Here is a 22,325-nt window from a genome sequence, read left to right on the forward strand (position 1 = left end):
GGACTATGGTTTGCCGCGTTGCGAACGCAGGTGTTCCGCGATCGGGGAGAGGGCCTGGCGCAGGCTGCCCAGCTCCTGTGCGGAGACGAGGTCCACGAAGTTCCTGCGGACGGACGCCACGTGGTGCGGGGCGACCTTCCGCATGGTCTCCATGCCGTGGTCGGTGAGCACGGTGTAGAGGCCCCGGCGGTCCGACTCGCAGTTCTCGCGGCGGACCAGGCCCGCGTTCTCCATGCGGGTGATCTGGTGCGAGAGCCGGCTCTTGGACTGCAGGGTCGCGGCCGCGAGGTCGCTCATCCGCATCCGGAGATCCTCGGCCTCGGAGAGGTTCACGAGGATCTCGTAGTCGTTCATCGTCAGGCCGAAGGGCTGGAGATCCTTCTCCAGCTGGTAATTGAGCAGTCTGTTGACCTCCAGGTGGGTGCGCCAGGCGCACTGCTCCTCGTCGGTCAGCCACGGTGTGGCCGTCTCGGTCTCCATGGAATCGATTCTACCTAAGAAGTTGAAAGGTGAACGAATGTGGGGGGTGACACACTACGCACTCGCGTTCGACGTCACACTCCGCAGGTTACCGCTCACAGCCCGAAGCGACGCTGGAGGTCGCCGAGCTGTCCGGGAAGACGCGGTGCCGCCGATTGACCCGGGGACGCGCCGGGTCGGCCAGGAACTCCTCCCTGGTGAGGTACGTCACCCACCGGCTGTTCCGGCATCAACGACTCGCTGGATTGCAGCAGCACCGTCCCGGCGCCCACGAACTCGAACTGATGCTCCTCGCCCGAGACCCCGCCGACGCCCGTCATCGCACGTAGACCGCCGATCACGCCCGTCAGATATCCGTGGTCGTAGTGATGGCAGGGCGAGGGGCAGTCGGCCCAGCCGACGAGCGCCTGCGGATCGACCCGGATCGGCGGCTCCATGAACACAACCGGACCGTTTGATGCCGCGACGAATTTGCCGGTGCCAATGAGTGTGAGGAAGCCGGGAACGATCGATTGCTTCAGCGCGAGAGTTGGCTGAAAAGCGAGCAGATTCCCCGCGCGGACGGTCAGGTTCCCGTCCTGAAGGTCGTACGAGTTCACATCGAAGGCCCGGTCCGCGAGCAGCATCTTGCCGCTGCCCTCCGCGACCACCCAGTCGCTCGCGTGCAGCGGCGAGTGGAACGCGGTGCGCACGAGCCGGTCGAGCCGGCCGTGCCCGATGCCGTTGAAGTCGATCCGCCCGTAGTGGGCGATCATCTTCCCCTTCTGCAGGAACCACTGGCTGCCCCGTAGCTCCACGCAGAAGGTGTACGCGTTGACGTTGTCGTCGACCGGCAGGGTCATCGGGTCGAAGATCGCCGGGCCCCCGGCCGCATGAGCGTTCACAGTTTGTCCTCCGACGCCTGTACGTACACCGCACCGCTTCCGCTCAGCTCCAACTGGAACGCCTCGCCGCTGCCGCGTCCCACCATGTCCCGCCAGCCGAGCGCCGTGGACAGCTTGTTGCGTACGTCGCCGTGGTGCGCCACGTACGCCTGCGGGTCGACGTGCACGGACCGGCCGGGGGTGATCGGGACCTCGATGACCCCGCCGTGCGCCATCACCGCCACCGAGCCGTGTCCTTGCAGCGTGGTCGTGAAAAGGCCCTGCCCGGTCACCTGGCCGCGCACCATGCCCATCACCCCGCCCTGCGCGCCCATGAACATCGTCCCCTGCCGCAGCGCCCCGTCGAAGGCGAGCAGGCGGTCCGCCTCCACGTACAGCGTGTCGCCGGACAGCGTGATCACCTGCACGTGGTGCCCGCCGTGCCCGAACAGCACGGTGCCGCTGCCCTCGACCGTCATCAGCGGCGTCGCCTCGTTCGCGACCCGCCGCCCGATCATGCCCATCACCCCGCCCTGTCCGCCCTGGACGTCGGGGGTGAAGGAGACGTCTCCCCGGTACGCGAGCATCGCGCCGCGCTGGCTGTAGAGCCGCTGCCCCGGCACGACGGTCGCCTCAACCATCTTCGAGTTGATCTCACGGAAGGCCGCCATGGTGGTCACACGTCCCCCGCGATCGTGTTGCGCTCACTGGGCTGTACGTAGACGAGCCCGTCGCCCTCGAAGAGGATCTGGAAGGCCTCGCCTCCGCCTTCCCCCAGGAACGTACGGAAGGTCACCCCCGATTGGAACGACTGCCGCAGATTGCCCTGGTGCGCGATGTACGCGCCGGGGTCGACGGTCAGCGGGTAGTCGTGGCCGACGCGCAGGACGACGGCCGGGCCCTCGCTCGTGATCGCCGCCTGCCCGTGGCCCTCGACGGTCGTCGTGAACAGGCCGTTGCCCTGGGAGGCGCCGCGTACGCCGGTGAAGGAGGTGCCGGTGCGCAGGCCGGCGTCCGTGCAGAGCAGATTGCTCGACTCGACGTAGAGCTTGTCGCCCCGCAGTTCGACGAGGTTGATCTCGCTCGCCCGGTCCGCGAACCAGCAGGTGCCCTCCCCTTTGACCTCCATCACGGTCATCTGCTCGCCGGTGACGCGGCGGGTCACCATGCCCCGGACCCCCTCGCCGCCCCCGCTCAGCTTCTTGAACGCCATCCGGCCGTCGTAGGCGACCATCGAGCCGTTCTTCGCCTTCACGCTGTCGCCGCTCATGTCGACGGCCAGCACCTTGCTGCCCTGCAGTCGGAACGTAGCCACGAGGTCGAAGGTAGCCGCCAAGGAGAGCCCGCCGACAGGCCCCCATCGGCGCGATGCCACAATGGGAAGACGCTTGTGCGTACATTCACAAGATCAACGACCGTCCGCCCCGCTTAGCCGAAGGTGCACCGTGGACCTCAAGACCGCCTCCGCCCTCCGACGCCTCCGCCTGGTCTCCGCCCCGGAGGCCGTCTCCTTCCTCCTGCTGCTGGTCTGCTCGGTCCTGAAGCGGACGACGGACTTCAACGCGGTGCCCGCGATGGGCATGATCCACGGCGTCCTCTTCGTCCTGTACGTGATCTTCTGGCTCGACGCCTGGAACCGTACGAAGTGGAGCTTCGGCACCGCCGCGCTCTACTTCGTCCTCTCGGTCCTGCCCACCGGCGGCTTCTTCGCCGAGCGCAAGCTCAAGCGCGAGGGCGAGGCCGCGGTGATCGCGGGCCGCGCCCGCCAGGAAGGTGTCGTGAGCGCATGATCGTCGCCTTCTCCGTGACCCCGCTCGGGGTCGGCGAGGACGTGGGGGAGTACGTCGCCGAAGCGGTCCGCGTGGTCCGCGAATCCGGCCTCCCGAACCGCACCGACGCGATGTTCACTTCCGTGGAAGGTGAGTGGGACGAGGTGATGGCGGTGGTGAAGCGTGCCGTCGCGGTGGTGGAGGCGCGGGCTCCGCGTGTGTCGGTCGTCATGAAGGCGGACATCCGCCCGGGTGTGACGGACGGCCTGACCTCGAAGGTCGACACGGTCGAGCGGCACCTCTCCGCGTAGCTGTGTGGTGTGATCCCGGCCCGGCCCCCTTGCGGGGTGCCGGGCCGGTTGGCGTTTGCGGCCGGGGGTCCGGGGGTTGTCCCCCCGGGAGATGCAGTACCTCCGTGGAAGGTGAGTGGGGCGAGGTGATGGCGGTGGTGAAGCGTGCCGTCGCGGTGGTGGCGGCGCGGGCGCCTCGCGTCTCGGTCGTCATGAAGGCGGACATCCGCCCGGGCGTGACGGACGGCCTGAACTCGAAGGTCGAAACCGTGGAGAGGCAACTCTCCCGCGGCTGACTGGCGTAGCCCTCGCCATACCTCACTCGTACGCCCTCCTCTGGTCGACACGCCCGTAGAAGTCCCCTTTTGTTGGGGTACCGAGACGGTCGAACACCAGATCCTGGAGGGCGCTGTGCGGCCTGACGAGGGCTACGACTACGACACCTACAGCAGGCTCGCCGGGCCACTCACCGAGCCGCCCGGCAAGGGCGGCTACCGGGTGCAGTACACCTCGCTGCTGGCGAACGAGCCGCACCGAATACGAGCCGTCCTGCTGATGACGCTCGCACCCCTGCTCACCGGGGCGCTCCTCGTGTACCTGGTGTGGCCCAGCCACTGGGTGGAACGCGAGGGCGGCGAGCGCTGGATGGTCTCGCTCGACATCGTGATGCTCGTCGCGATCGGCCTCATCGAGCTGTTCATGCTCGTCAACGTCATCTCCATCGCCCACGCGACGATGGTCGCCAGGGACCCGGTGCCGGTGCGCGCCGAGCCCGGCACCCGCGTCGCGTTCCTCACGACGTACGTCCCCGGCAAGGAACCCCTCCCGATGGTGCGGGCCACCCTTGAGGGCGCCGTGCGCATCACGCACGACGGGCCGCTGGACATCTGGCTCCTGGACGAGGGGGACGACCCCGACGTCAGGAGGCTCTGCGCCCAGCTCGGCGTCCGGCACTTCACCCGCAAGGGCGTCCCGGAGTGGAACCAGAAGAAGGGCCCCCACAAGACCCGTACCAAGCACGGCAATTACAACGCCTGGCTCGCCGCGCACGGCGCGGACTACGACTTCTTCGCCTCCGTCGACACCGACCACGTGCCGCACCCCGAGTTCCTGGAGCGGATGCTCGGCTACTTCCGCGACCCGGACGTCGCGTTCGTCGTCGGCCCGCAGGTCTACGGCAACTACAACTCCCCGGTCACCAAGGCCGCCGAGTCCCAGCAGTTCCTCTTCCACGCGCTGATCCAGCGCGCGGGCAACCGCTACCGCGCCCCCATGTTCGTCGGCACCAACAACGTCGTACGGATCTCCGCCCTGAAGCAGATCGGCGGGCTCGTCGACTCGATCACCGAGGACATGGCGACCGGCTTCGAGATCCACCGCCACCGCAACCCCGACACCCACGAGCGCTGGCGCTCCGTCTACACGCCCGACGTGCTCGCGGTCGGCGAGGGCCCCGCCTCCTGGACGGACTTCTTCACCCAGCAGACCCGATGGTCGCGCGGCACCTACGAGACGCTGTTCCGGCAGTTCTGGAAGGCGCCGGCCTCGATGCCGCCCGGACGCCTCTTCTCGTACTCGATGATGCTCGTCTACTACCCGATGACGGCCGTCAACTGGCTCCTCGGCGTGCTGAGTTGCGTGCTGTTCCTGTGGACCGGCGCCTCCGGCACCCAGGTGACCGCGTCCGTGTGGCTCATGCTCTACAGCGACGCGGCCGCCCTCCAGATCGGCCTCTACCTCTGGAACCGTCGGCACAACGTCTCGCCGCACGAACCCGAGGGATCGGGCGGCCTCGCCGGCATGGGAATGTCCGCGATCTCCGCGCCCATCTACCTCAAGTCGCTCGGCGCGGCCCTCCTCGGCCGCCCCAGCCGCTTCGTCGTCACCCCCAAGGGCGGCGACGCCAGCGCCGACCGGCCGCTGACCTTCCGTATCCATCTGTGCTGGGCGGGCGTGCTCGCCGCGTCGCTCGTGGCGTCCGTCGTCCTCGACCACACCCACGTGGCCATGCGCACCTGGGCGGTCCTCGCCCTGTGCATCGCGCTCGCGCCGCCGGTCGTGTGGTTCGGCGCGAGGCGCCGCGAGGCCGCGGCCGCCGCGACGGCATCGGCCGTCACGAGGACGGAGGCCGAACCGGTGCGCGCCGTGCAGCAGGCGACCCCCAGTACATCGACCACAGGAGGGAACTGACCCATGGCGTACAGACCTTCACGCCGGATGAAGAAGACCGTCCTCGGAGCGGGCGGCGTCGCCCTCCTCGTCGGCCTGAACGCCCCGGCCGCCTGGACCTTCGCCAGCGAGAGGTACGAGGACTGGAAGATCGCCCAGCCCGGCTACAAGGCCAAGTACGGCTCCTGGTCGCAGATCGACATCCCGGAGGAGTACCGCACCAACGCCATCCACGCGGCGCTCCTGCACACCGGCAAGGTCCTCATCGTCGCGGGCTCCGGCAACGAGCAGAAGAAGTTCGACAAGGGCACCTTCGACACCGTCCTGTGGGACCCGAAGGCGAACACCTTCAAGAAGATCCCCACCCCCGCCGACTTCTTCTGCGGCGGCCACGCCCAGCTCCCCGGCGGACGGCTCCTGGTGGCGGGCGGCACCGCCCGCTACGAGCGGCTCGACGGCGAGGTCGAGAAGGCCGGCGGCGGCATGCGCGTCAAGAACGAGAGCCCCGACAAGGCGGTGCACCTGAAGAAGGGGACGAAGTTCCGCTCCCCTGCCGGCACCGAGTACGTCTCGAAGTTCGACGTCACCGTGCCCAAGGCGAAGCGCACCTTCGACAAGCAGCGCAACGCCGCAGGCGTCATGCAGCCGTGGAAGACCAAGGTCAAGGCGAGCGAGGCCCGCGTCTTCGTCGAGGCCACCAGGAAGGGCAAGCAGTTCGTCACCGACGACAACGCCCAGTACGAGATCGAGGGCCTGCGGGGCAAGGCCGCCGACAACACGTACGGCCTCTCCGAGAAGATCACCATGGAGAAGCAGGACTTCCAGGGGATCAAGGAGGCGTACGAGTTCGATCCCGTCGCCGAGCGGTACATTCCGGTCGACCCGATGGAGAAGGCCCGCTGGTACCCCACGCTGGTCGGCCTGGAGGACGGCAAGGTGCTCGCGGTCTCCGGGCTCGACGACGTCGGCAAGATCGACCCCGGCGACAACGAGATCTACGACCCGAAGACCAAGAAGTGGTCGATGGGCCCGAAGCGGTACTTCCCGACGTACCCGGCGCTCTTCCTCACCAAGGGCGGCAAGCTCTTCTACCCGGCCTCGAACGCCGGTTACGGCCCCGCCACCAAGGGGCGCGTCCCCGGTCTGTGGGACCTGAAGACCAATGAGTTCGAGAAGGTCCCGGGGCTCACCGACACGGACCAGACGGAGACCTCGTCCTCGCTGCTGCTGCCGCCCGCGCAGGACCAGCGGTTCATGATCCTCGGCGGCGGCGGTGTCGGCGAGTCCAAGAAGGCGACGTCCCGCACGGCGGTCGTGGACCTGAAGGAGGAGAACCCCTCCTTCAAGACCGGTCCCCAACTGCCGCAGGGAACCCGCTACTTGAACTCCGTCATCATGCCGGACGACTCCGTCTTCACGACGAACGGCTCCTCCGACTACCGCGGCCGCAGCGCCAGCAACATCTTCAAGGCGCAGTTCTACGATCCCCAGCAGAACGCCTTCCACGAGGCCGCCGCCCCCAAGGTCGGCCGCAACTACCACTCCGAGGCGCTGCTGTTGCCCGACGGCCGGATCGCCAGCTTCGGCTCCGACCCGCTCTACGACAACCAGCAGAACACCAAGCTCGGCCACTTCGAGCAGCGCATGGAGATCTACACGCCGCCCGCCCTGCACCGCGGCGGCGACCAGCGGCCCGTCCTCGGCGCGGGTCCGAAGGACCTGCCGGCGAGCGGCGCGGCCACGTTCCGCACGAAGGACGCCGACAGCATCGTCAAGGCCCGCCTCATGCGGCCGTCCGCCGTGACCCACACGATGGACGTCGAACAGCGCTCGATCGCCCTCGACGTCAAGAAGTCCAAGGGCTCGGTGACGGTGGACGTCCCCAAGGACCCGACGCTGGTCCCTCCGGGTTGGTACATGTTGTTCGTGTCCGACGCGGACGGTGTCTCGTCCGAGGCGAAGTGGATCCAGGTGAAGTAGGGCTCACGGAGCCGGCGTCGCGGTCCCGGGGCTCTGCCCCGGACCCCGCGCCTCAATCGCCGGCGGGGCTGGATGTGTTCCGGGCGAGCCCCAGCGCGTAATCCGCCCACCAGGTCCCGGCGGCCGGCCCGCCCCGGCACGTGCCGTCCGACTCGCCGGGCCGCTTCACCCACAGGTTCGCGTCGATGAGGGCGTTGCCCGTCCTCGTGGTCGGGGTGGAGCCGAGCGCGCGGCCCGGCGGGTTGCACCACGCGTCGCCCTGGCCGTCCCCGTAGGGGCCCGCGCCGTTGCGGCTGGTGTCGACCACGAAGTGCGCGCCGTCGAGCAGCCCGGACAGCCGGCGGCCGTACGCGGCGCTGTCCTTGTCCGTCTGGAAGTTGGAGACGTTCAGGGCGAACCCGTCCGCCTTGCCGATCCCGGCCCGCCGCAGCGGCTCCACCAGCTTGTTCGCGTCGGGGATCCAGGCGGGGTTCCCGGCGTCGACGTACACCTTCGTGTTCGGCTGGCGCTTGAGGCGGTCGATCGCCGACGACATCAGGGCGTACCGCTCGTCCTCGTACCGCGCCGGAGTGCAGCCGCTGACGATGTGTCCGATCGCGTCCGGTTCGAGGACGACGACGGCCTTCGCCTTCCCGATGCCGGAGGCGAACGCGTCGATCCACTGGTGGTAGAAGTCCGCGCTGTGCGCCCCGCCCGCCGAGTGCTGGCCGCAGTCGCGGTGCGGGATGTTGTACGCGACCAGGACCAGCGTCTTGTCCGCCTTCGCGGCTTGCGCGGCTGCCTCGGAGATCGGCGGCCGCGGATAGTCGCCCGGCGCCCACATCGCCTGCGGGTGCAGGGCGATGCGCTCGATCAGGGCGGCGTCGGAGCCGCGGCCCGCCCGCTTCCACTTCGCGGCCTGGGCGGCGGCCGCGCTGTCCGGGTCGACCCAGAACGGCGAGGAGTCGGTGACGGCGCCGGAGGGGGCGGTCCGCTGCGCGGCCTCCCCGGCCGAGTCGCGGCCGCCACCGCTGCTGCCCGCGCCGCCACCGCCACCGCCGTCGGAGCAGCCGATGGCGAAGGTGGACAGGAGGATCGCGGCACCGGCGAGCGCGAAGGTGCGGGTGCGGGCGGGCGTGTGGGCGGGTGGGACGGGCATCCTGCCCCCTGGTTCGGAGCGCGTGCAGGGCATCTGACGACATGCGAAGACATACAAAGACGTACAAAAGCGTAAATACCGGGCAATCGTTGCACGGGGTTGTCGTTCCGCTGTGCATTAAGCGCCGCGACGGCGACAGCAAGCCGCCGGAGCCCAAAGAACGAGACCGGGCTGACCGCCATATGACCGCCCGGTAAGGTCGGGGACGTGCCGAAGCCCCTCTCTCTCGCCTTCGATCCGATCGCCCGCGCCGACGAACTCTGGAAGCAGCGTTGGGGGTCCGTGCCGTCCATGGGCGCGATCACCTCGATCATGCGCGCGCACCAGATCCTGCTCGCCGAGGTCGACGCGGTCGTCAAGCCGTACGGGCTCACGTTCGCGCGCTACGAGGCGCTGGTCCTGCTCACCTTCTCCAAGGCGGGCGAGCTGCCGATGTCGAAGATCGGCGAGCGGCTCATGGTGCACCCCACGTCCGTGACGAACACGGTCGACCGGCTCGTGACGTCCGGCCTCGTCGACAAGCGCCCCAACCCCAACGACGGGCGCGGCACGCTCGCCACCATCACGGAGAAGGGCCGCGAGGCCGTCGACGCGGCCACCCGCGACCTCATGGCGATGGACTTCGGCCTCGGTGTGTACGACGCGGAGGAGTGCGGCGAGATCTTCGCGATGCTGCGGCCCCTGCGGGTGGCGGCGCGGGACTTCGAGGACGAGTGATCCTCGGACGGCGCCGACCACCCGGCCCGCCCGAAGATCGCTCAAAACGGGTGGTTACCCTCGACCCATGAAGAAATCCGTGCTGACCCGCTACCGCACGATGGCCTATGTGACCGGTGTGCTTCTGGTCCTCCTGTGCCTCGGCATGATCGCCAAGTACGCGTTCGGCATGGACGGCGCCGCGGACTTCACGCGCGTCATCGCCATCGCGCACGGCTGGCTGTACATCCTCTACCTGGTCTTCGCCTTCGACCTCGGCTCCAAGGCGAAGTGGCCGGTCGGCAAGCAGCTGTGGGTGCTGATCGCCGGCACGATCCCGACCGCCGCGTTCTTCGTGGAGCGCAAGATCTCCGCGGAGCTGGAGAGCAAGGTCGCCGACGGCGACGCGAAGCTCGCCAAGGCGTAGGACCCGCACCGGACCACGCGCGCGTCCCTCCGTGGAGCGGATGCGCGCGTTTTCTGCGACCAGGAGTGTACGTTCGTACGCTCCTCGGTGTACGTTCGTCCGCATGCCCACGGACCACTTCGCCGACGACCCGCGCGGCAACCTGGAGCGGATGCTCGCCGGTGACCTCTACATCGCCGACGACCCGGAGATCGCCGCCCGCCAGCAGCACGCCATGCGGCTCGCCGCCCGGTACGAGGAGGCCTTCCTCGACGACCCCGGCAAGGCGGGCGAGGTGCTGGCCGAGCTGCTCGGGTCCGTCGGCGAGGGCGTCGAGCTGCGGCCGCCGCTGTACGTCGACTACGGCAGCAACATCTCCATCGGCGCCCGCACCTTCGTCAACTACCGGCTCACCGCCCTCGACGTCGCCCGGATCACCATCGGCGAGGACTGCCAGATCGGCCCCGGCGTGCAACTCCTCACGCCCACCCATCCGGTGGAGCCAGGACCCCGGCGCGACAAGCTGGAGGCCGCGCTGCCCATCACCGTCGGGGACAACGTGTGGCTCGGCGGCGGCGCCATCGTCTGCCCCGGCGTGACCATCGGCGACAACAGCGTGATCGGCGCGGGCGCGGTGGTCACCAGGGACGTACCGGCGAACGTGGTGGCGGTCGGCAACCCCGCCCGCCCGATCCGCGAGATCTGAGGCGCGCGGCATGGCCACAGGACAGGCGGACCCGCGCCGCCGCGAGCGCATCCTCGCGGCGACCCTCGACCACATCGCCGACGAGGGCGTCGCGGGGGTCTCGCACCGCAAGATCGCCGCGCGCGCAGGGGTGCCGCTCGGCTCGATGACGTACCACTTCGCGGGCATCGACGACCTGCTGCGCGAGGCCTTCACGGGGTTCGCCGACCACATCGTGGCCGTCTTCGAGCGCCACCTGGCGGACGTCGGCACCCCGGACGAGGCACGGGAGGCCGTCACCGGGCTGATCCACGCGCTCTCCGAAGGCCCTCGGCGCGACCTGGTCCTCACCCAGGAGCTGTACACCCTCGCCGCCCGCCGCCCGGAGTACCGGGAGCTGACGCGGGCCTGGATGGCGCGCAGCAGGGAACTCCTGGAGCGCCACTTCGACCCGGCCACGACGCGTCGGCTCGACGCCCTCATCGAGGGCCTCGCCCTGCACCGGGCCCTGGGCGACGCCGACTCCTACACCCGCGAACTGACCGCTGAGGCGGTGCGCCGCCTCACGGTCGACTAGACCGCCTGTGGGGGCACGGACCTGACACCGTGCTCCCACAGGCACGTACGGCCGAGTGTGTCGCGGTTCGTGGTGATCGGGCGCCGTGGCCCATCGACATTTAGTAGGACGTCCAAGTAAATTTGAAGCATGGACGCTGACGCGATCGAGGAAGGCCGCCGACGCTGGCAGGCCCGCTACGACAAGGCCCGCAAGCGCGACGCGGACTTCACCACACTCTCCGGGGACCCGGTCGACCCCGTCTACGGGCCGCGGCCCGGCGACACGTACGAGGGCTTCGAGCGGATCGGGTGGCCGGGCGAGTACCCGTTCACCCGCGGCCTGTACCCGACCGGGTACCGGGGGCGCACGTGGACGATCCGCCAGTTCGCCGGTTTCGGCAACGCCGAGCAGACCAACGAGCGCTACAAGATGATCCTCCGCAACGGCGGCGGAGGCCTTTCGGTCGCCTTCGACATGCCGACGCTGATGGGGCGCGACTCCGACGACCAGCGCGCGCTCGGCGAGGTCGGGCACTGCGGAGTCGCGATCGACTCGGCGGCCGACATGGAGGTCCTGTTCAAGGACATCCCGCTGGGCGACGTCACGACGTCGATGACGATCAGCGGCCCCGCCGTACCGGTCTTCTGCATGTACCTGGTGGCGGCGGAACGCCAGGGCGTCGACCCGGCCGTCCTCAACGGCACGCTCCAGACCGACATCTTCAAGGAGTACATCGCGCAGAAGGAGTGGCTCTTCCAGCCCGAGCCGCATCTGCGCCTGATCGGCGACCTGATGGAGCACTGCGCGGCCGCCATCCCCGCGTACAAGCCGCTCTCGGTCTCCGGCTACCACATCCGCGAGGCCGGCTCGACGGCCGCGCAGGAGCTGGCGTACACCCTCGCCGACGGATTCGGTTACGTGGAGCTGGGGTTGAGCCGCGGCCTGGACGTGGACGTCTTCGCCCCCGGCCTCTCCTTCTTCTTCGACGCGCACGTGGACTTCTTCGAGGAGATCGCCAAGTTCCGTGCCGCGCGCCGCATCTGGGCCCGCTGGATGCGCGACGTGTACGGGGCGGAGAGCGAGAAGGCGCAGTGGCTGCGCTTCCACACCCAGACCGCGGGCGTCTCGCTGACGGCCCAGCAGCCCTACAACAACGTCGTCCGTACGGCGGTGGAGGCGCTGGCGGCGGTCCTCGGCGGCACGAACTCCCTGCACACGAACGCCCTCGACGAGACCCTCGCGCTGCCGAGCGAGCAGGCCGCCGAGATCGCGCTGCGCACGCAGCAGGTGCTGATGGAGGAGACCGGCGTCGGCAACGTCGCGGACCCGCTGGGCGGTTCCTGGTACATCGAGCAGCTCACGGACCGCATCGAGGCCGACGCCGAGAAGATCTTCGAGCAGATCAGGGAGCGTGGGCTCCGCGCGCACCCGGACGGGCAGCACCCGATCGGGCCGATCACGTCCGGGATCCTGCGCGGGATCGAGGACGGCTGGTTCACCGGGGAGATCGCCGAGTCGGCGTTCCGGTACCAGCGGTCCCTGGAGAAGGGCGACAAGAGGGTCGTCGGCGTCAATGTGGCGGAGGGCTCCGTCACCGGTGACCTGGAGATCCTGCGGGTCAGCCATGAGGTCGAGCGGGACCAGGTGCGGGTGCTCGGCGACCGCAAGTCGGCGCGGGACGACGCGGAGGTGCGGGTGGCCCTCGACCGGATGGTGGGGGCGGCGCGGGACGGTTCCAACATGATCGCCCCGATGCTCGACGCGGTCCGCGCGGAGGCGACACTCGGCGAGATCTGCGGGGTGCTCCGCGAGGAGTGGGGCGTGTACACGGAACCGCCGGGCTTCTGACCGGCGCCGTGGCGGGGCCCCGTGTTCTCGTTGCGCGGCACCGGGGGCAATTTAAGCCCCTGCGGCGATTGAGCAGCGGGGTCCGGGGCGGAGCCCCGTGGGCGCAACCCCGGTGTCCCCGGGGGAGTGACAGGTGTCACCAGGTGATCTTGGGGTAGGCGCGGGCACGTCAAGTGCCCGTGAATACCCAGGAGTCACCGTGCCACTGCCCGCGCTCAACCGCACCGCAACCACCACCGTCGCCATCGCCACGGCCGCCCTCCTCGGCGGCATCGCCATCGGCGGCTCGGGCGCGGTGAGCGCGAGCCCGCCCGCCGAGCCGAAGGTGCAGAACAGCTTCGACTCGCTCGGCGCGGACGTACGCGCCGCCGACCTGTCCTCGGGCCGCACCGCGCACTACACGGACTCGGGCCCGGCCGACGGCACCCCCGTTCTCTACATCGGCGGCACCGGGACCAGCGCCCGCGCCGTCCACATGACCGACTTCATGCGCACCACCAGAGAGAACCTGGGCCTCCGCATGATCACGGTCGAGCGCAACGGGTTCGGCGACACCGACTACGACCCGAAGCTCGGCAAGGCCGACTACGCCAAGGACGCCCTTGAGGTCCTCGACAAGCTCGGCGTGAAGAAGTTCAAGGTGATCGCGATATCCGGCGGCGGCCCGTACGCCGCCGAGATCGCCGCCACCGCCCCCGGGCGGATCAGCGCCCTGCACCTCGGCGCGGCCCTGCCGCCGTACGGCGAGAAGTCCGCCTCCTGCGCCCTGACGGACGACCAGATGGCGGCCGCCGTCAAGGATCAGATCAAGGACCCGCGCAAGTGGTGGGCCTTCCCCGACGACAGCCCGGTCAAGTCGATCCCCGGCTTCGCCGACACCGCGTACGAGGAGGGGGCGCGGACCTACAACCAGCGCGGCCAGCAGGCCGACCCGGCGCCGCAGGTGCACGAGCAGCGGCTGTACTGCGACCGTCCGGGTCCCGACCTGTCGAAGCTGAAGGCGCCGGTGTTCCTCTACCACGGCGACAAGGACACGACCGTGCCCGCGAGCACGCTCAAGGCCTGGCGCGACAACCTTCCCGACACGGCGCCCGTGAAGACCCGTACGTACGCCGACACCGGGCACGACGTCCAGTACCGCCACTGGGACCAGATCCTGGTCGACCTGGCGGGCCGCTCCGACCGCACGGTGGTCTGCCACGACAAGCGGACGCGCGCGCTGCCGGCGGGCGAGGCGGACGCCCTGGTGTCCAAGAAGCGCGCCACGCTCGGCAGTTGTGCCTGGAACGACTAGGACGCACCCGTACCACCGGGAAACACCACTAGTCGGTCGCGGCGGCCGCGAGTCCCCCCAGTAGGAGGGCCGTGAACCGCCGCACCCACTCCGCGTCCGCCGGCTCCGCGCTCACCAGGGTGCGGTGCACGACCGCCCCCGCCGCCACGTCGTAGATGAGATCCGCCGTGGCCGCGGCGGCGGCCGGGTCGGGGGCCCGCGGGAGTTCGCCGCGGCGCTCGGCCCGCGCCCGCCCCTCCAGTACGAGCCGCTTCTGGCGGTCGACGATCGACGTGCGGATCCGGTCCCGCAGCGGGGCGTCGCGGGTGGACTCGGCGACCACGGCCATCAGCGCCGTCTTCGTCTCGGGCCGGTCCAGGATCGCCGCGAACTGCCGCACCACGCCCTCCACATCGGCGGCGAGCGAGCCCCGGTCGGGCAGTTCGAGCTCGTCGAAGAGGACCGCGACCGCGTCCACGACGAGCTCGCTCTTGCCCGGCCAGCGGCGATACAGCGTCGTCTTCGCGACACCCGCGCGCGTGGCCACGTCGCCGAGCGTCAGCTTCGACCAGCCGAGCTCCACGAGCGCCGCCCTGGTCGCCTCAAGAATCGCTTCGTCCGCCGCCGCGGAACGCGGACGCCCCGTCCGAACGTTGGAGGGGGGAGAGGGGCGAGACGAAGGGGACGAGGGAGACGGCGTGCGGCTCTGCATGGTCGTCGACCATACCGGCGGGTAGGACCCCTCTGACGGATCAGGCTGGATCCGGGTGGCCGCAGATGTGCGTGCCAGGGCCCGCGACTCCAGCAGGATCCGTCAGAGGGGTCCTGAGGACGAAAGATCGCGTGAGGCAGATCACCGGGTGATCGCCGGGCCCCTGTTCCCGCGTCCCGGCCATGGCAGTTACGCTACGAGGCGTAGCGAAAGCTCGATCTCGTACGAGCGTCTCGGATCTGCACCCCGAGGCGGCCCGGACGAGCGGCAACCACTAGGTGCCGGGTGGGGACCCGGTGCCGAAAGCGCAACAGGCCGAGTCCGCTCCGTGCCTCCAGATGCGTCTCGCATTCCGGCGGGAGGTGCACGGGGCAGGACCCGGCCCACAACTGTCCGCGGAAGGGGGAGACTGTACGCATGCAGCCACGGAACATGTCCATGAGCGGAGTCGTCGACCTCGCCGCGGTGAAGGCGGCCCAGGAGGCCAAGTCGAAGGCGGAGCAGACGCGCGCCGAGCAGGCCCGGCAGGGCGGTGGCGGCGCCGTGCCGCCGTCGAGCCTGGTCATCGACGTCAGTGAGGCGGACTTCGAAAGCGCGGTACTCCAGCGCTCCGCCGAGGTGCCCGTCGTCATCGACTTCTGGGCCGAGTGGTGCGAGCCCTGCAAGCAGCTCAGCCCGCTGCTCGAGCGGCTCGCCGCCGAGTACAGCGGCCGCTTCGTGCTCGCCAAGATCGACGTAGATGCCAACCAGATGCTGATGCAGCAGTTCGGGGTCCAGGGGATCCCGGCTGTCTTCGCCGTCGTCGCGGGGCAGGCTCTGCCCCTCTTCCAGGGCGCCGCCCCCGAGGAGCAGATCCGCGGCACGCTCGACCAGTTGATCCAGGTCGCCGAGGAGCGCTTCGGGCTCACCGGCATCGCGGTCGACGCCCAAGCGGAGGGCGAGGCGCCGGTCGTGGAGGAGGTCCCGGCGGGCCCCTACGACGCGCTCCTCGAAGCGGCCGTGCAGGCGTTGGACGCCGGCGACCTCGACGGCGCCGTGCAGGCGTACAAGAACGTCCTGTCCGACGACCCCGGCAACAGCGAGGCCAAGCTCGGCCTCGGCCAGGCGCAGCTCCTCCAGCGCGTGCAGGGGCTCGACCCGCAGCAGGTCCGCAAGGACGCCGCCGAGAAGCCCGCCGATGTGCAAGCCCAGATCGCGGCGGCCGACCTGGACCTGGTCGGCGGTCACGTCGAGGACGCCTTCGGGCGGCTCGTCGAGACGGTGGGGCGCTCGGCCGGCGAGGACCGGGACGCGGCGCGTGTGCGACTGCTCGAACTGTTCGAGGTCGTGGGCGCCGACGATCCGCGCGTCACAACGGCGCGTACGGCTCTGGCCCGAGTTCTCTTCTGAGTCGTCAGTGACCAGTTGTTAAACGCTGCGGCTTGTGATGCCGGAGTGAAAATTCTGTCCCCTGGGGCGCACAGCGGCCGCGTTTTACCAAAACTTGGTAATCGCGGCCGCTGTTACTTGGAGTAAGTCGGACTCGATCTTCTGTCCGGTTCCGTCACGTATTCAACCTGTATAACAACTCCGTTAGCGGCACCCTGGGTTGCTGTTCGGTGCCGCTCCGTCGGTGTTCGGTTATCCGTCCGTTACCCGCCAGTAACGAACCCCCTTGTGTCTGCGCCTCGAATGCACCACGATCGGGCACGCTCGGTCCTCTCCCCACCGTCCGACAGCCAATCGCGCGGCGGGGTTTTTGGGTCCCCACCGGGCGGTCGACGGCGAACCAAAGGGGAGCGCCGGCGGCCCATGGACAGGGGGGTCTCAGCCGTTCGGCTGGGCCTGTCCGGCAGGTTGCGCGTGATGGCTCAGGTGCGACCAGTGGTTGTCGCTCGGGGGTGATCGCCGGTGATCAGGGTGCGGACAAAGACCAGCACTCCCGATGCGGGCGCTCTCCTTCCCGAGGACGTAGCACTTCTCCCATCCCTGCCCGGCTGAGCCGCCTCTAGGGGCAGTCAGGGCCGGAGATGTACGTCCGAGAAGGAGGAAAGTCATGAAGTCCGTGACTCGTGGCGGAACCAGATGGAAGCGGTTCGCCGTAGTCATGGTGCCGAGCGTCGCGGCGACTGCCGCGATAGGTGTCGCCCTGTCCCAGGGCGCGCTTGCGGCATCGTTCAGTGTGTCGGGCCAGTCGTTCAAGGTGACGGCGGACGCCCTCGATGGCAAGGGCTTCGTCCAGTACGGAGCCGTCGACTCCGGCAAGACGGGTAACCACCCGGTCGCCGTGGTCGGCATGAAGACCGCGACGATCAACAACCTCTGCCAGTCGGTGGTTGTCCCCGTCCCGGTCTTCGGCGATGTGTCGATGAAGCTGTCGGCCGGTGCGGACAAGAGCGCCCCGGTCGAGGCCAAGACCCTCTACATCGACGCCGATGACCTGAAGGCCGATGCGACCTTCAAGAACATCGACATCGGTGTGGCGGCGGGTGACGCCAAGAAGGGCCCCGGTATCCACCAGGGCGACAAGGCCGACCCCAACGCGTTCGCCCAGCAGGCCGACTCGGTGCACTTCGAGAACGTCCAGCAGCGTGCGTGGGCCACCACGGCCGGCACCTTCAAGCTCTCCGGCCTCAAGATGAAGGTCCAGAAGGGCAAGCACGAGTGCTACTAGGCCCACAGGGCCCGTAAGGGGCCGGGGTCTTGTGCACTTGATGTGCTGAACGGCCGGGCGCGGGGGCACTCGCAGTGACGTGGGGTCGTCCCCGTGCCCGTTTCCGGACAGCCACCATCACCACAGATCAACGCCTTTCCCGAGGAGCTGTACGACATGAGCGCCGAAGCGCACGCAGGACTGGGCCCCAAGCTTGGTCAGATGCGCCAATCGTTCCGAGGGTGGCGCGGTCAGCGCCCGTTCTGGGGCGGTCTGCTGTCAATCCTCGGCGGCCTCCCGATCATGTACTTCCCGTACGCGAACCTCGCGATCGGCAATATGACGATCAAGATGGCGACCACGGCCGGTGCCGGTTCGCTCATCATCGGCGTCTTGCTGGTCGTGCTCGGCCTGACGATGTGGTTCCAGCCGCATTCCCGTGTGTTCGCGGGTGTCGCGGCGATTCTTCTCGCCCTGGTCTCCCTCGTGGTGTCGAACTTCGGCGGCTTCGTCATCGGTTTCCTGCTCGCCCTCGTCGGCGGTGGCCTCGGTATTTCCTGGGCGCCGGCGGAGCAGCAGGACGACTCGGCAGGGAAGGGCGGTGACCGTGCCACGTCCTCCCCGGACGCGGCGCCGGTCGTGCCGCCGGTTGCGGGAGCCACCTATCAGGTCGCGGGCGTAAACGACGACGTGTCAGGGACGAGCCCGAACAACGGGACGAACGGGAGGCACCGTGCCGGCTGACGAGGTGCACCACGAGGACTCCGCGGAGCCTCGTGCGAGAACCGGGCCGCGGCATGCGGCGCGGCGGCATGCGGCACCAAAGAAGCATCTCTTCACCAAGATGCACATGCCGGCGGGCAAGGCGGTGGCCCTCGCGGCCATGCCCACCGCCGTGCTCATGGGACTTGGCCTGACGCCGACGCTCGCGTCGGCCAAGGACAACCCGATGAAGTTCTCGGTGGACGACTACAAGGCGTGCGCCGACGCCATCGACTCGAACGAGGACGACGGGTCCGACGAGGCCAAGGACAAGGCCAAGGAGTCGGCGAAGCCGACCCCGACGCCGTCCGCCTCCGCCTCCAAGGACAGCGCGGAGGAGAAGAAGGAGAAGGCGACCCCGACTCCTTCGCCGTCCGCCTCCGATGACTCCGACGACAAGGACGCGGCCACACCGTCGCCCTCGGCGTCGGAGACCAAGAACCCCTTGGACCCGCTGGGCGTCGGCGACGCCCTGAAGAAGGCGTTCACGCCCGACGACAAGGAGTCCCAGAGCGCGACTCCCTCGCCGTCGGAGTCGTCCGGCGGTCTGCTCGGTGGCACCACCGACAAGGTGGACGACACGGTCAAGGACACGACCGGGTCGGTGAAGGACACCACCGACAAGCTCGGCGACACGGTCAAGGACACCACCGACAAGGTCAAGGACACGACCGACAAGGTGGGGGACGCGGCCAAGGACGCGACCAAGAACGTGGGCAACCCGCAGGGCTCCGGCAATGTGCCGGAGAACTGTCCGGCGGCCACGGACGCGTCGGGCGCCGACGAGGACACCCCGGCGCCGCTTCCGGACAAGTCCTGGAAGCTGCAGGCCAGTTCGCTCCTGCTCAAGGGGGCGGACTACAAGGGCCTGGTGGATGTCCGGATGGCCGACGGGTCGACCAAGCGCGTCATGAAGTACATCATCTCCAAGGGCACGGACATCGGTGATCTGCACCAGATCGCCCCGGGCCCGAACGGGAAGTTCTTCCACATCCGGTCGGACAAGGGCTCCACGTCCACCATCCGCGATGGGCAGACGACGATGTACACGGAGGAGCTCTCGGGCAATCTGTTCGGGCTCGTTCCGCTGACGTTCAACGCCAAGAACCCGCCGCCGCTCAACCTGCCGACCCTGTTCTTCACGAACGTCAAGGTCACGCAGGCCTCGCAGTTCGGCGGGACCCTGCACGTGCCCGGCCTGCACACCACGATCGAGGACAGCTGATCGTAGCGAGGCCCGTTCGGGAGCCGCGCATGACAAAGGGCGCCCCCCTCAGGGGGGCGCCCTTTGTCATGCGCTCAAGGCCGTGCGCTCGGGCGAAGGCGGCGTGTCAGTCGCGCTCGCCGCCGCCCAGGCGGTGCACCCGGACCATGTTGGTGGTGCCGGGGACGCCGGGGGGCGAACCGGCGGTGATGACCAGGGTGTCGCCGTCGTCGAAGCGGGCCAGCTTCACGAGCTCGGCGTCGACCAGGTCGACCATGCCGTCGGTGTTGTCCACGTGCGGCACGACGTACGACTCGACGCCCCAGCTCAGCGCGAGCTGGTTGCGGGTCTCGTCGTCCGTGGTGAACGCGAGGATCGGCTGGGCCGCGCGGTAGCGGGAGAGACGGCGGGCCGTGTCACCGGACTTGGTGAAGGCGACCAGCGCCTTGCCGTCCAGGAAGTCCGCGATCTCGCACGCGGCACGGGCCACCGAACCACCCTGCGTACGCGGCTTCTTGCCGGGCACGAGCGGCTGAAGCCCCTTGGAGAGCAGCTCCTCCTCGGCCGCGACGACGATCTTCGACATCGTCTTCACGGTCTCGATCGGGTACGCGCCGACCGAGGACTCGGCGGACAGCATGACCGCGTCGGCACCGTCCAGGATCGCGTTGGCGACATCGGACGCCTCGGCGCGCGTGGGGCGCGAGTTGGTGATCATCGACTCCATCATCTGGGTCGCGACGATCACCGGCTTGGCGTTGCGGCGGCACATCTCCACGAGGCGCTTCTGCACCATCGGGACCTTCTCGAGCGGGTACTCGACGGCGAGGTCACCACGGGCGACCATGATCCAGTCGAAGGCGGCGACGACGCCTTCCATGTTCTCGACGGCCTGCGGCTTCTCGACCTTGGCGCCGACGGGGACCCGGCGGCCCTCCTCGTCCATGATCTTGTGGACGTCCTTGACGTCGTTCGCGTCGCGCACGAAGGACAGGGCGACCATGTCGCAGCCCATCTTCAGGGCGAAGCGCAGGTCCTCGATGTCCTTCTCGGACAGGGCCGGTACGTTCACCGCCGCGCCGGGCAGGTTGATGCCCTTATGGTCGGAGATGACACCGCCCTCGACGACGATCGTCTTCACGCGCGGTCCGTCGACCTCGACGACGCGCAGCTCGACGTTGCCGTCGTTGATCAGGACCTGGTCGCCCTTGGAGACGTCGCCGGGCAGACCCTTGTAGGTCGTACCGCAGATCGACTTGTCCCCGGGCACGTCCTCGGTGGTGATGGTGAACTCGTCACCGCGCACCAGCTCGACGGGGCCCTCGGCGAAGGTCTCCAGGCGGATCTTCGGGCCCTGGAGGTCGGCGAGCACACCCACGGCGCGGCCCGTCTTCTTGGCGGCGGCGCGAACACGGTCGTAGCGACCCTGGTGCTCGGCGTGGGTGCCGTGGCTGAAGTTGAATCGGGCCACGTTCATGCCGGCCTCGATCAGCGAGACGAGCTGCTCTTCGGAGTCGACGGCGGGGCCCAGCGTGCAGACGATTTTGGAACGGCGCATGGGGGCGATCCTATCGGTTTGTTTCGCTACGGAATATTCCGTCTGGTGGAATCTACAAATGGGCGGGCGGGCGCTCAGTCGTTGCGGTTCTGTACCAGGGCGTAGGTCTGCTGCGCGATCTCCAGCTCCTCGTCGGTCGGCACCACGGCCACGGCCACGCGGGCGTATTCGGGGGAGATGAGCCGCGGTTCGTCGGAACGTACGGAATTGAGCTCGCCGTCGACCGCGAGGCCCAGCTCCTCAAGGCCCGCGACCGCAGCCTCGCGCACCGGCGCCGCGTTCTCGCCGACCCCGGCCGTGAACGCGACCGCGTCCACCCGGCCGAGCACCGCGTAGTAGGAGCCGATGTACTTCTTCAGGCGGTGCACGTAGATGTCGAAGGCGAGCCGCGCCTCCTCGTCGCCCTCGTCGATACGGCGACGGATCTCCCGCATGTCGTTGTCCCCGCACAGCCCGATCAGGCCGGACTTCTTGTTGAGCAGGTCGTCGATCTCGTCCGCCGACATCTTGCCCACGCGCATCAGATGGAAGATGACGGCAGGGTCGACATCTCCCGAACGCGTACCCATCACGAGCCCCTCAAGGGGGGTCAGGCCCATCGACGTCTCCACGCACTGCCCGCCGCGGACCGCCGATGCGGAGGCGCCGTTGCCCAGGTGCAGCACGATGACGTTGACGTCCTCGGGCCGCTTGCCGAGCAGCTCGGCGGTCTTGCGGGAGACGTACGCGTGCGAGGTGCCGTGGAAGCCGTAGCGGCGCACGCGGTGCTCGTCGGCGGTCTTCACGTCGATCGCGTAGCGCGCGGCCGACTCCGGCATCGTCGTGTGGAACGCCGTGTCGAAGACGGCGACCTGCGGCAGGTCCGGGCGCAGCGTCTGGGCGGTGCGGATGCCGGTCAGGTTCGCCGGGTTGTGCAGCGGCGCCACCGGGATGAGCCGCTCCACCTCCTTGAGCACCGCGTCGTCGATCACGGTCGGCTGTGTGAACAGCTTGCCGCCGTGCACCACGCGGTGGCCGATCGCGGCCAGCTCGGGGGAGTCCAGGCCGAGCCCGTCCTCGGTCAGCTCCGCGGCGACCGCCTTGAGCGCCTCTTCGTGGTCGGTGATCGGCCGGTTCTGCTCGCGGGCGTCGCCGCCCGTGGCGAGCGGCGTGTGCTTCAGGCGGGAGGTCTCCTCACCGATCCGCTCGACCAGGCCCACGGCGAGGCGAGTGCTGTCCGCCATGTCGAGGAGCTGGTACTTCACCGACGAGGAGCCGGAGTTGAGGACGAGGATGCGAGTCGCGGTCACGGGTACTGCTTT

General features: G+C 69.1%; 23 protein-coding genes. 15 read left to right on the forward strand and 8 right to left on the reverse strand.

Annotated elements, in window-relative coordinates; all coding sequences use genetic code 11:
* Positions 1 to 3 precede the first annotated feature (3 nt).
* The 4 genes from ACFYWS_RS39075 to ACFYWS_RS39090 form a co-directional block, all read right to left on the reverse strand.
* Positions 4 to 480 carry a MarR family winged helix-turn-helix transcriptional regulator gene (locus ACFYWS_RS39075; RefSeq protein ID WP_389284447.1) on the reverse strand — a complete coding sequence of 159 codons (477 nt, stop codon included), beginning with the start codon at positions 478 to 480 and terminating at the stop codon, positions 4 to 6.
* Positions 481 to 575: 95 nt separating this feature from the next.
* Positions 576 to 1,322 carry an AIM24 family protein gene (locus ACFYWS_RS39080; protein ID WP_389284495.1) on the reverse strand — a complete coding sequence of 249 codons (747 nt, stop codon included), beginning with the start codon at positions 1,320 to 1,322 and terminating at the stop codon, positions 576 to 578.
* A gap of 38 nt (positions 1,323 to 1,360) precedes the next feature.
* Entirely contained in the window at positions 1,361 to 2,014 is a 654-nt protein-coding gene (locus ACFYWS_RS39085; RefSeq protein ID WP_389284497.1) for an AIM24 family protein, read from the reverse strand.
* 5 nt (positions 2,015 to 2,019) lie between these two features.
* Positions 2,020 to 2,658: an AIM24 family protein gene (locus ACFYWS_RS39090; protein ID WP_389284449.1), complete on the reverse strand. Its 639-nt coding sequence runs from the start codon at positions 2,656 to 2,658 to the stop codon at positions 2,020 to 2,022.
* Positions 2,659 to 2,788: 130 nt separating this feature from the next.
* Between ACFYWS_RS39090 and ACFYWS_RS39095 the strand changes: the two genes are divergently transcribed.
* The 5 genes from ACFYWS_RS39095 to ACFYWS_RS39115 all read left to right on the forward strand — a co-directional run bounded on the left by ACFYWS_RS39095 (position 2,789) and on the right by ACFYWS_RS39115 (position 7,551).
* Positions 2,789 to 3,133, forward strand: a complete 345-nt coding sequence (locus ACFYWS_RS39095) for a DUF3817 domain-containing protein (protein ID WP_389284451.1) — start codon at positions 2,789 to 2,791, stop codon at positions 3,131 to 3,133.
* The gene (locus ACFYWS_RS39100; RefSeq protein ID WP_389284452.1) at positions 3,130 to 3,423 is read left to right on the forward strand and encodes an MTH1187 family thiamine-binding protein; all 294 of its coding nucleotides are present in this window, start codon (positions 3,130 to 3,132) and stop codon (positions 3,421 to 3,423) included. Before ACFYWS_RS39095 ends, ACFYWS_RS39100 begins: the two co-directional genes overlap by 4 nt.
* A gap of 104 nt (positions 3,424 to 3,527) precedes the next feature.
* Positions 3,528 to 3,698, forward strand: coding sequence for a thiamine-binding protein (locus ACFYWS_RS39105; RefSeq protein WP_389284454.1), 171 nt, complete (start codon positions 3,528 to 3,530; stop codon positions 3,696 to 3,698).
* 115 nt (positions 3,699 to 3,813) lie between these two features.
* Entirely contained in the window at positions 3,814 to 5,592 is a 1,779-nt protein-coding gene (locus ACFYWS_RS39110) for a glycosyltransferase family 2 protein (RefSeq protein WP_389284456.1), read from the forward strand.
* Positions 5,593 to 5,595: 3 nt separating this feature from the next.
* Positions 5,596 to 7,551: a galactose oxidase-like domain-containing protein gene (locus ACFYWS_RS39115; RefSeq protein ID WP_389284458.1), complete on the forward strand. Its 1,956-nt coding sequence runs from the start codon at positions 5,596 to 5,598 to the stop codon at positions 7,549 to 7,551.
* A gap of 52 nt (positions 7,552 to 7,603) precedes the next feature.
* Here the strand turns inward: ACFYWS_RS39115 and ACFYWS_RS39120 are convergent, their stop codons facing one another.
* Positions 7,604 to 8,689, reverse strand: coding sequence for a glycoside hydrolase family 6 protein (locus ACFYWS_RS39120; RefSeq protein WP_389284460.1), 1,086 nt, complete (start codon positions 8,687 to 8,689; stop codon positions 7,604 to 7,606).
* Positions 8,690 to 8,896: 207 nt separating this feature from the next.
* On the opposite strand from ACFYWS_RS39120, the gene ACFYWS_RS39125 reads away from it, so the two are divergent.
* The 6 genes from ACFYWS_RS39125 to ACFYWS_RS39150 all read left to right on the forward strand — a co-directional run bounded on the left by ACFYWS_RS39125 (position 8,897) and on the right by ACFYWS_RS39150 (position 14,177).
* Positions 8,897 to 9,406 (forward strand): MarR family winged helix-turn-helix transcriptional regulator, encoded by a 510-nt coding sequence (locus tag ACFYWS_RS39125; RefSeq protein ID WP_389284462.1) that lies wholly within the window; start codon positions 8,897 to 8,899, stop codon positions 9,404 to 9,406.
* Between the two features lie 67 nt (positions 9,407 to 9,473).
* Positions 9,474 to 9,812 carry a DUF3817 domain-containing protein gene (locus ACFYWS_RS39130; RefSeq protein WP_389284463.1) on the forward strand — a complete coding sequence of 113 codons (339 nt, stop codon included), beginning with the start codon at positions 9,474 to 9,476 and terminating at the stop codon, positions 9,810 to 9,812.
* Positions 9,813 to 9,915: 103 nt separating this feature from the next.
* Entirely contained in the window at positions 9,916 to 10,497 is a 582-nt protein-coding gene (locus ACFYWS_RS39135; RefSeq protein WP_389284465.1) for a sugar O-acetyltransferase, read from the forward strand.
* 10 nt (positions 10,498 to 10,507) lie between these two features.
* Complete coding sequence (locus ACFYWS_RS39140) at positions 10,508 to 11,053, forward strand: TetR/AcrR family transcriptional regulator (protein WP_389284467.1); 546 nt, start codon at positions 10,508 to 10,510, stop codon at positions 11,051 to 11,053.
* Positions 11,054 to 11,182: 129 nt separating this feature from the next.
* On the forward strand, positions 11,183 to 12,883 hold the full coding sequence (locus ACFYWS_RS39145; RefSeq protein WP_389284469.1) for a methylmalonyl-CoA mutase: 1,701 nt from the start codon (positions 11,183 to 11,185) through the stop codon (positions 12,881 to 12,883).
* A 199-nt stretch (positions 12,884 to 13,082) separates the two neighbouring features.
* Entirely contained in the window at positions 13,083 to 14,177 is a 1,095-nt protein-coding gene (locus tag ACFYWS_RS39150; RefSeq protein ID WP_389284470.1) for an alpha/beta fold hydrolase, read from the forward strand.
* A 28-nt stretch (positions 14,178 to 14,205) separates the two neighbouring features.
* Here ACFYWS_RS39150 and ACFYWS_RS39155 read toward each other — a convergent pair whose 3' ends face one another.
* Entirely contained in the window at positions 14,206 to 14,868 is a 663-nt protein-coding gene (locus tag ACFYWS_RS39155) for a TetR/AcrR family transcriptional regulator (RefSeq protein ID WP_389284472.1), read from the reverse strand.
* A 417-nt stretch (positions 14,869 to 15,285) separates the two neighbouring features.
* Here ACFYWS_RS39155 and ACFYWS_RS39160 point away from each other — a divergent pair, with 417 nt between their 5' ends.
* The 4 genes from ACFYWS_RS39160 (at position 15,286) to ACFYWS_RS39175 (ending at position 19,487) form a co-directional block, all read left to right on the forward strand.
* On the forward strand, positions 15,286 to 16,257 hold the full coding sequence (locus ACFYWS_RS39160) for a tetratricopeptide repeat protein (protein WP_389284474.1): 972 nt from the start codon (positions 15,286 to 15,288) through the stop codon (positions 16,255 to 16,257).
* Between the two features lie 646 nt (positions 16,258 to 16,903).
* Entirely contained in the window at positions 16,904 to 17,521 is a 618-nt protein-coding gene (locus ACFYWS_RS39165) for a DUF6230 family protein (RefSeq protein WP_389284475.1), read from the forward strand.
* 156 nt (positions 17,522 to 17,677) lie between these two features.
* Positions 17,678 to 18,244 carry a DUF6114 domain-containing protein gene (locus ACFYWS_RS39170; protein WP_389284477.1) on the forward strand — a complete coding sequence of 189 codons (567 nt, stop codon included), beginning with the start codon at positions 17,678 to 17,680 and terminating at the stop codon, positions 18,242 to 18,244.
* A 106-nt stretch (positions 18,245 to 18,350) separates the two neighbouring features.
* On the forward strand, positions 18,351 to 19,487 hold the full coding sequence (locus tag ACFYWS_RS39175; protein WP_389284478.1) for a hypothetical protein: 1,137 nt from the start codon (positions 18,351 to 18,353) through the stop codon (positions 19,485 to 19,487).
* A gap of 106 nt (positions 19,488 to 19,593) precedes the next feature.
* On the opposite strand, the gene pyk is transcribed toward ACFYWS_RS39175, so the two are convergent.
* Together pyk and ACFYWS_RS39185 are read right to left on the reverse strand one after the other, a co-directional pair.
* Positions 19,594 to 21,024, reverse strand: a complete 1,431-nt coding sequence (gene pyk, locus ACFYWS_RS39180) for a pyruvate kinase (RefSeq protein WP_389284480.1) — start codon at positions 21,022 to 21,024, stop codon at positions 19,594 to 19,596.
* 74 nt (positions 21,025 to 21,098) lie between these two features.
* Positions 21,099 to 22,313, reverse strand: coding sequence for an acetate kinase (locus tag ACFYWS_RS39185; RefSeq protein ID WP_389284482.1), 1,215 nt, complete (start codon positions 22,311 to 22,313; stop codon positions 21,099 to 21,101).
* Between the last annotated feature and the right edge of the window lie 12 nt (positions 22,314 to 22,325).

It is taken from the genome of Streptomyces sp. NPDC002795 (genome assembly GCF_042888725.1).
GTDB lineage: Bacteria > Actinomycetota > Actinomycetes > Streptomycetales > Streptomycetaceae > Streptomyces.

What these genes read in the sequence shown, in the direction of transcription:
- pyk (WP_389284480.1), bottom strand. Translation starts at nt 21,024, where the DNA reads ATGCGCCGTTCCAAAATCGTCTGCACGCTGGGCCCCGCCGTCGACTCC.
- ACFYWS_RS39135 (WP_389284465.1), top strand. Translation starts at nt 9,916, where the DNA reads ATGCCCACGGACCACTTCGCCGACGACCCGCGCGGCAACCTGGAGCGG.
- ACFYWS_RS39120 (WP_389284460.1), bottom strand. Translation starts at nt 8,689, where the DNA reads ATGCCCGTCCCACCCGCCCACACGCCCGCCCGCACCCGCACCTTCGCG.
- ACFYWS_RS39115 (WP_389284458.1), top strand. Translation starts at nt 5,596, where the DNA reads ATGGCGTACAGACCTTCACGCCGGATGAAGAAGACCGTCCTCGGAGCG.
- ACFYWS_RS39155 (WP_389284472.1), bottom strand. Translation starts at nt 14,868, where the DNA reads ATGCAGAGCCGCACGCCGTCTCCCTCGTCCCCTTCGTCTCGCCCCTCT.
- ACFYWS_RS39080 (WP_389284495.1), bottom strand. Translation starts at nt 1,322, where the DNA reads ATGACCCTGCCGGTCGACGACAACGTCAACGCGTACACCTTCTGCGTG.
- ACFYWS_RS39140 (WP_389284467.1), top strand. Translation starts at nt 10,508, where the DNA reads ATGGCCACAGGACAGGCGGACCCGCGCCGCCGCGAGCGCATCCTCGCG.
- ACFYWS_RS39165 (WP_389284475.1), top strand. Translation starts at nt 16,904, where the DNA reads ATGAAGTCCGTGACTCGTGGCGGAACCAGATGGAAGCGGTTCGCCGTA.
- ACFYWS_RS39075 (WP_389284447.1), bottom strand. Translation starts at nt 480, where the DNA reads ATGGAGACCGAGACGGCCACACCGTGGCTGACCGACGAGGAGCAGTGC.
- ACFYWS_RS39175 (WP_389284478.1), top strand. Translation starts at nt 18,351, where the DNA reads ATGCCGGCGGGCAAGGCGGTGGCCCTCGCGGCCATGCCCACCGCCGTG.
- ACFYWS_RS39130 (WP_389284463.1), top strand. Translation starts at nt 9,474, where the DNA reads ATGAAGAAATCCGTGCTGACCCGCTACCGCACGATGGCCTATGTGACC.
- ACFYWS_RS39170 (WP_389284477.1), top strand. Translation starts at nt 17,678, where the DNA reads ATGAGCGCCGAAGCGCACGCAGGACTGGGCCCCAAGCTTGGTCAGATG.
- ACFYWS_RS39145 (WP_389284469.1), top strand. Translation starts at nt 11,183, where the DNA reads ATGGACGCTGACGCGATCGAGGAAGGCCGCCGACGCTGGCAGGCCCGC.
- ACFYWS_RS39085 (WP_389284497.1), bottom strand. Translation starts at nt 2,014, where the DNA reads ATGGCGGCCTTCCGTGAGATCAACTCGAAGATGGTTGAGGCGACCGTC.
- ACFYWS_RS39160 (WP_389284474.1), top strand. Translation starts at nt 15,286, where the DNA reads ATGCAGCCACGGAACATGTCCATGAGCGGAGTCGTCGACCTCGCCGCG.
- ACFYWS_RS39100 (WP_389284452.1), top strand. Translation starts at nt 3,130, where the DNA reads ATGATCGTCGCCTTCTCCGTGACCCCGCTCGGGGTCGGCGAGGACGTG.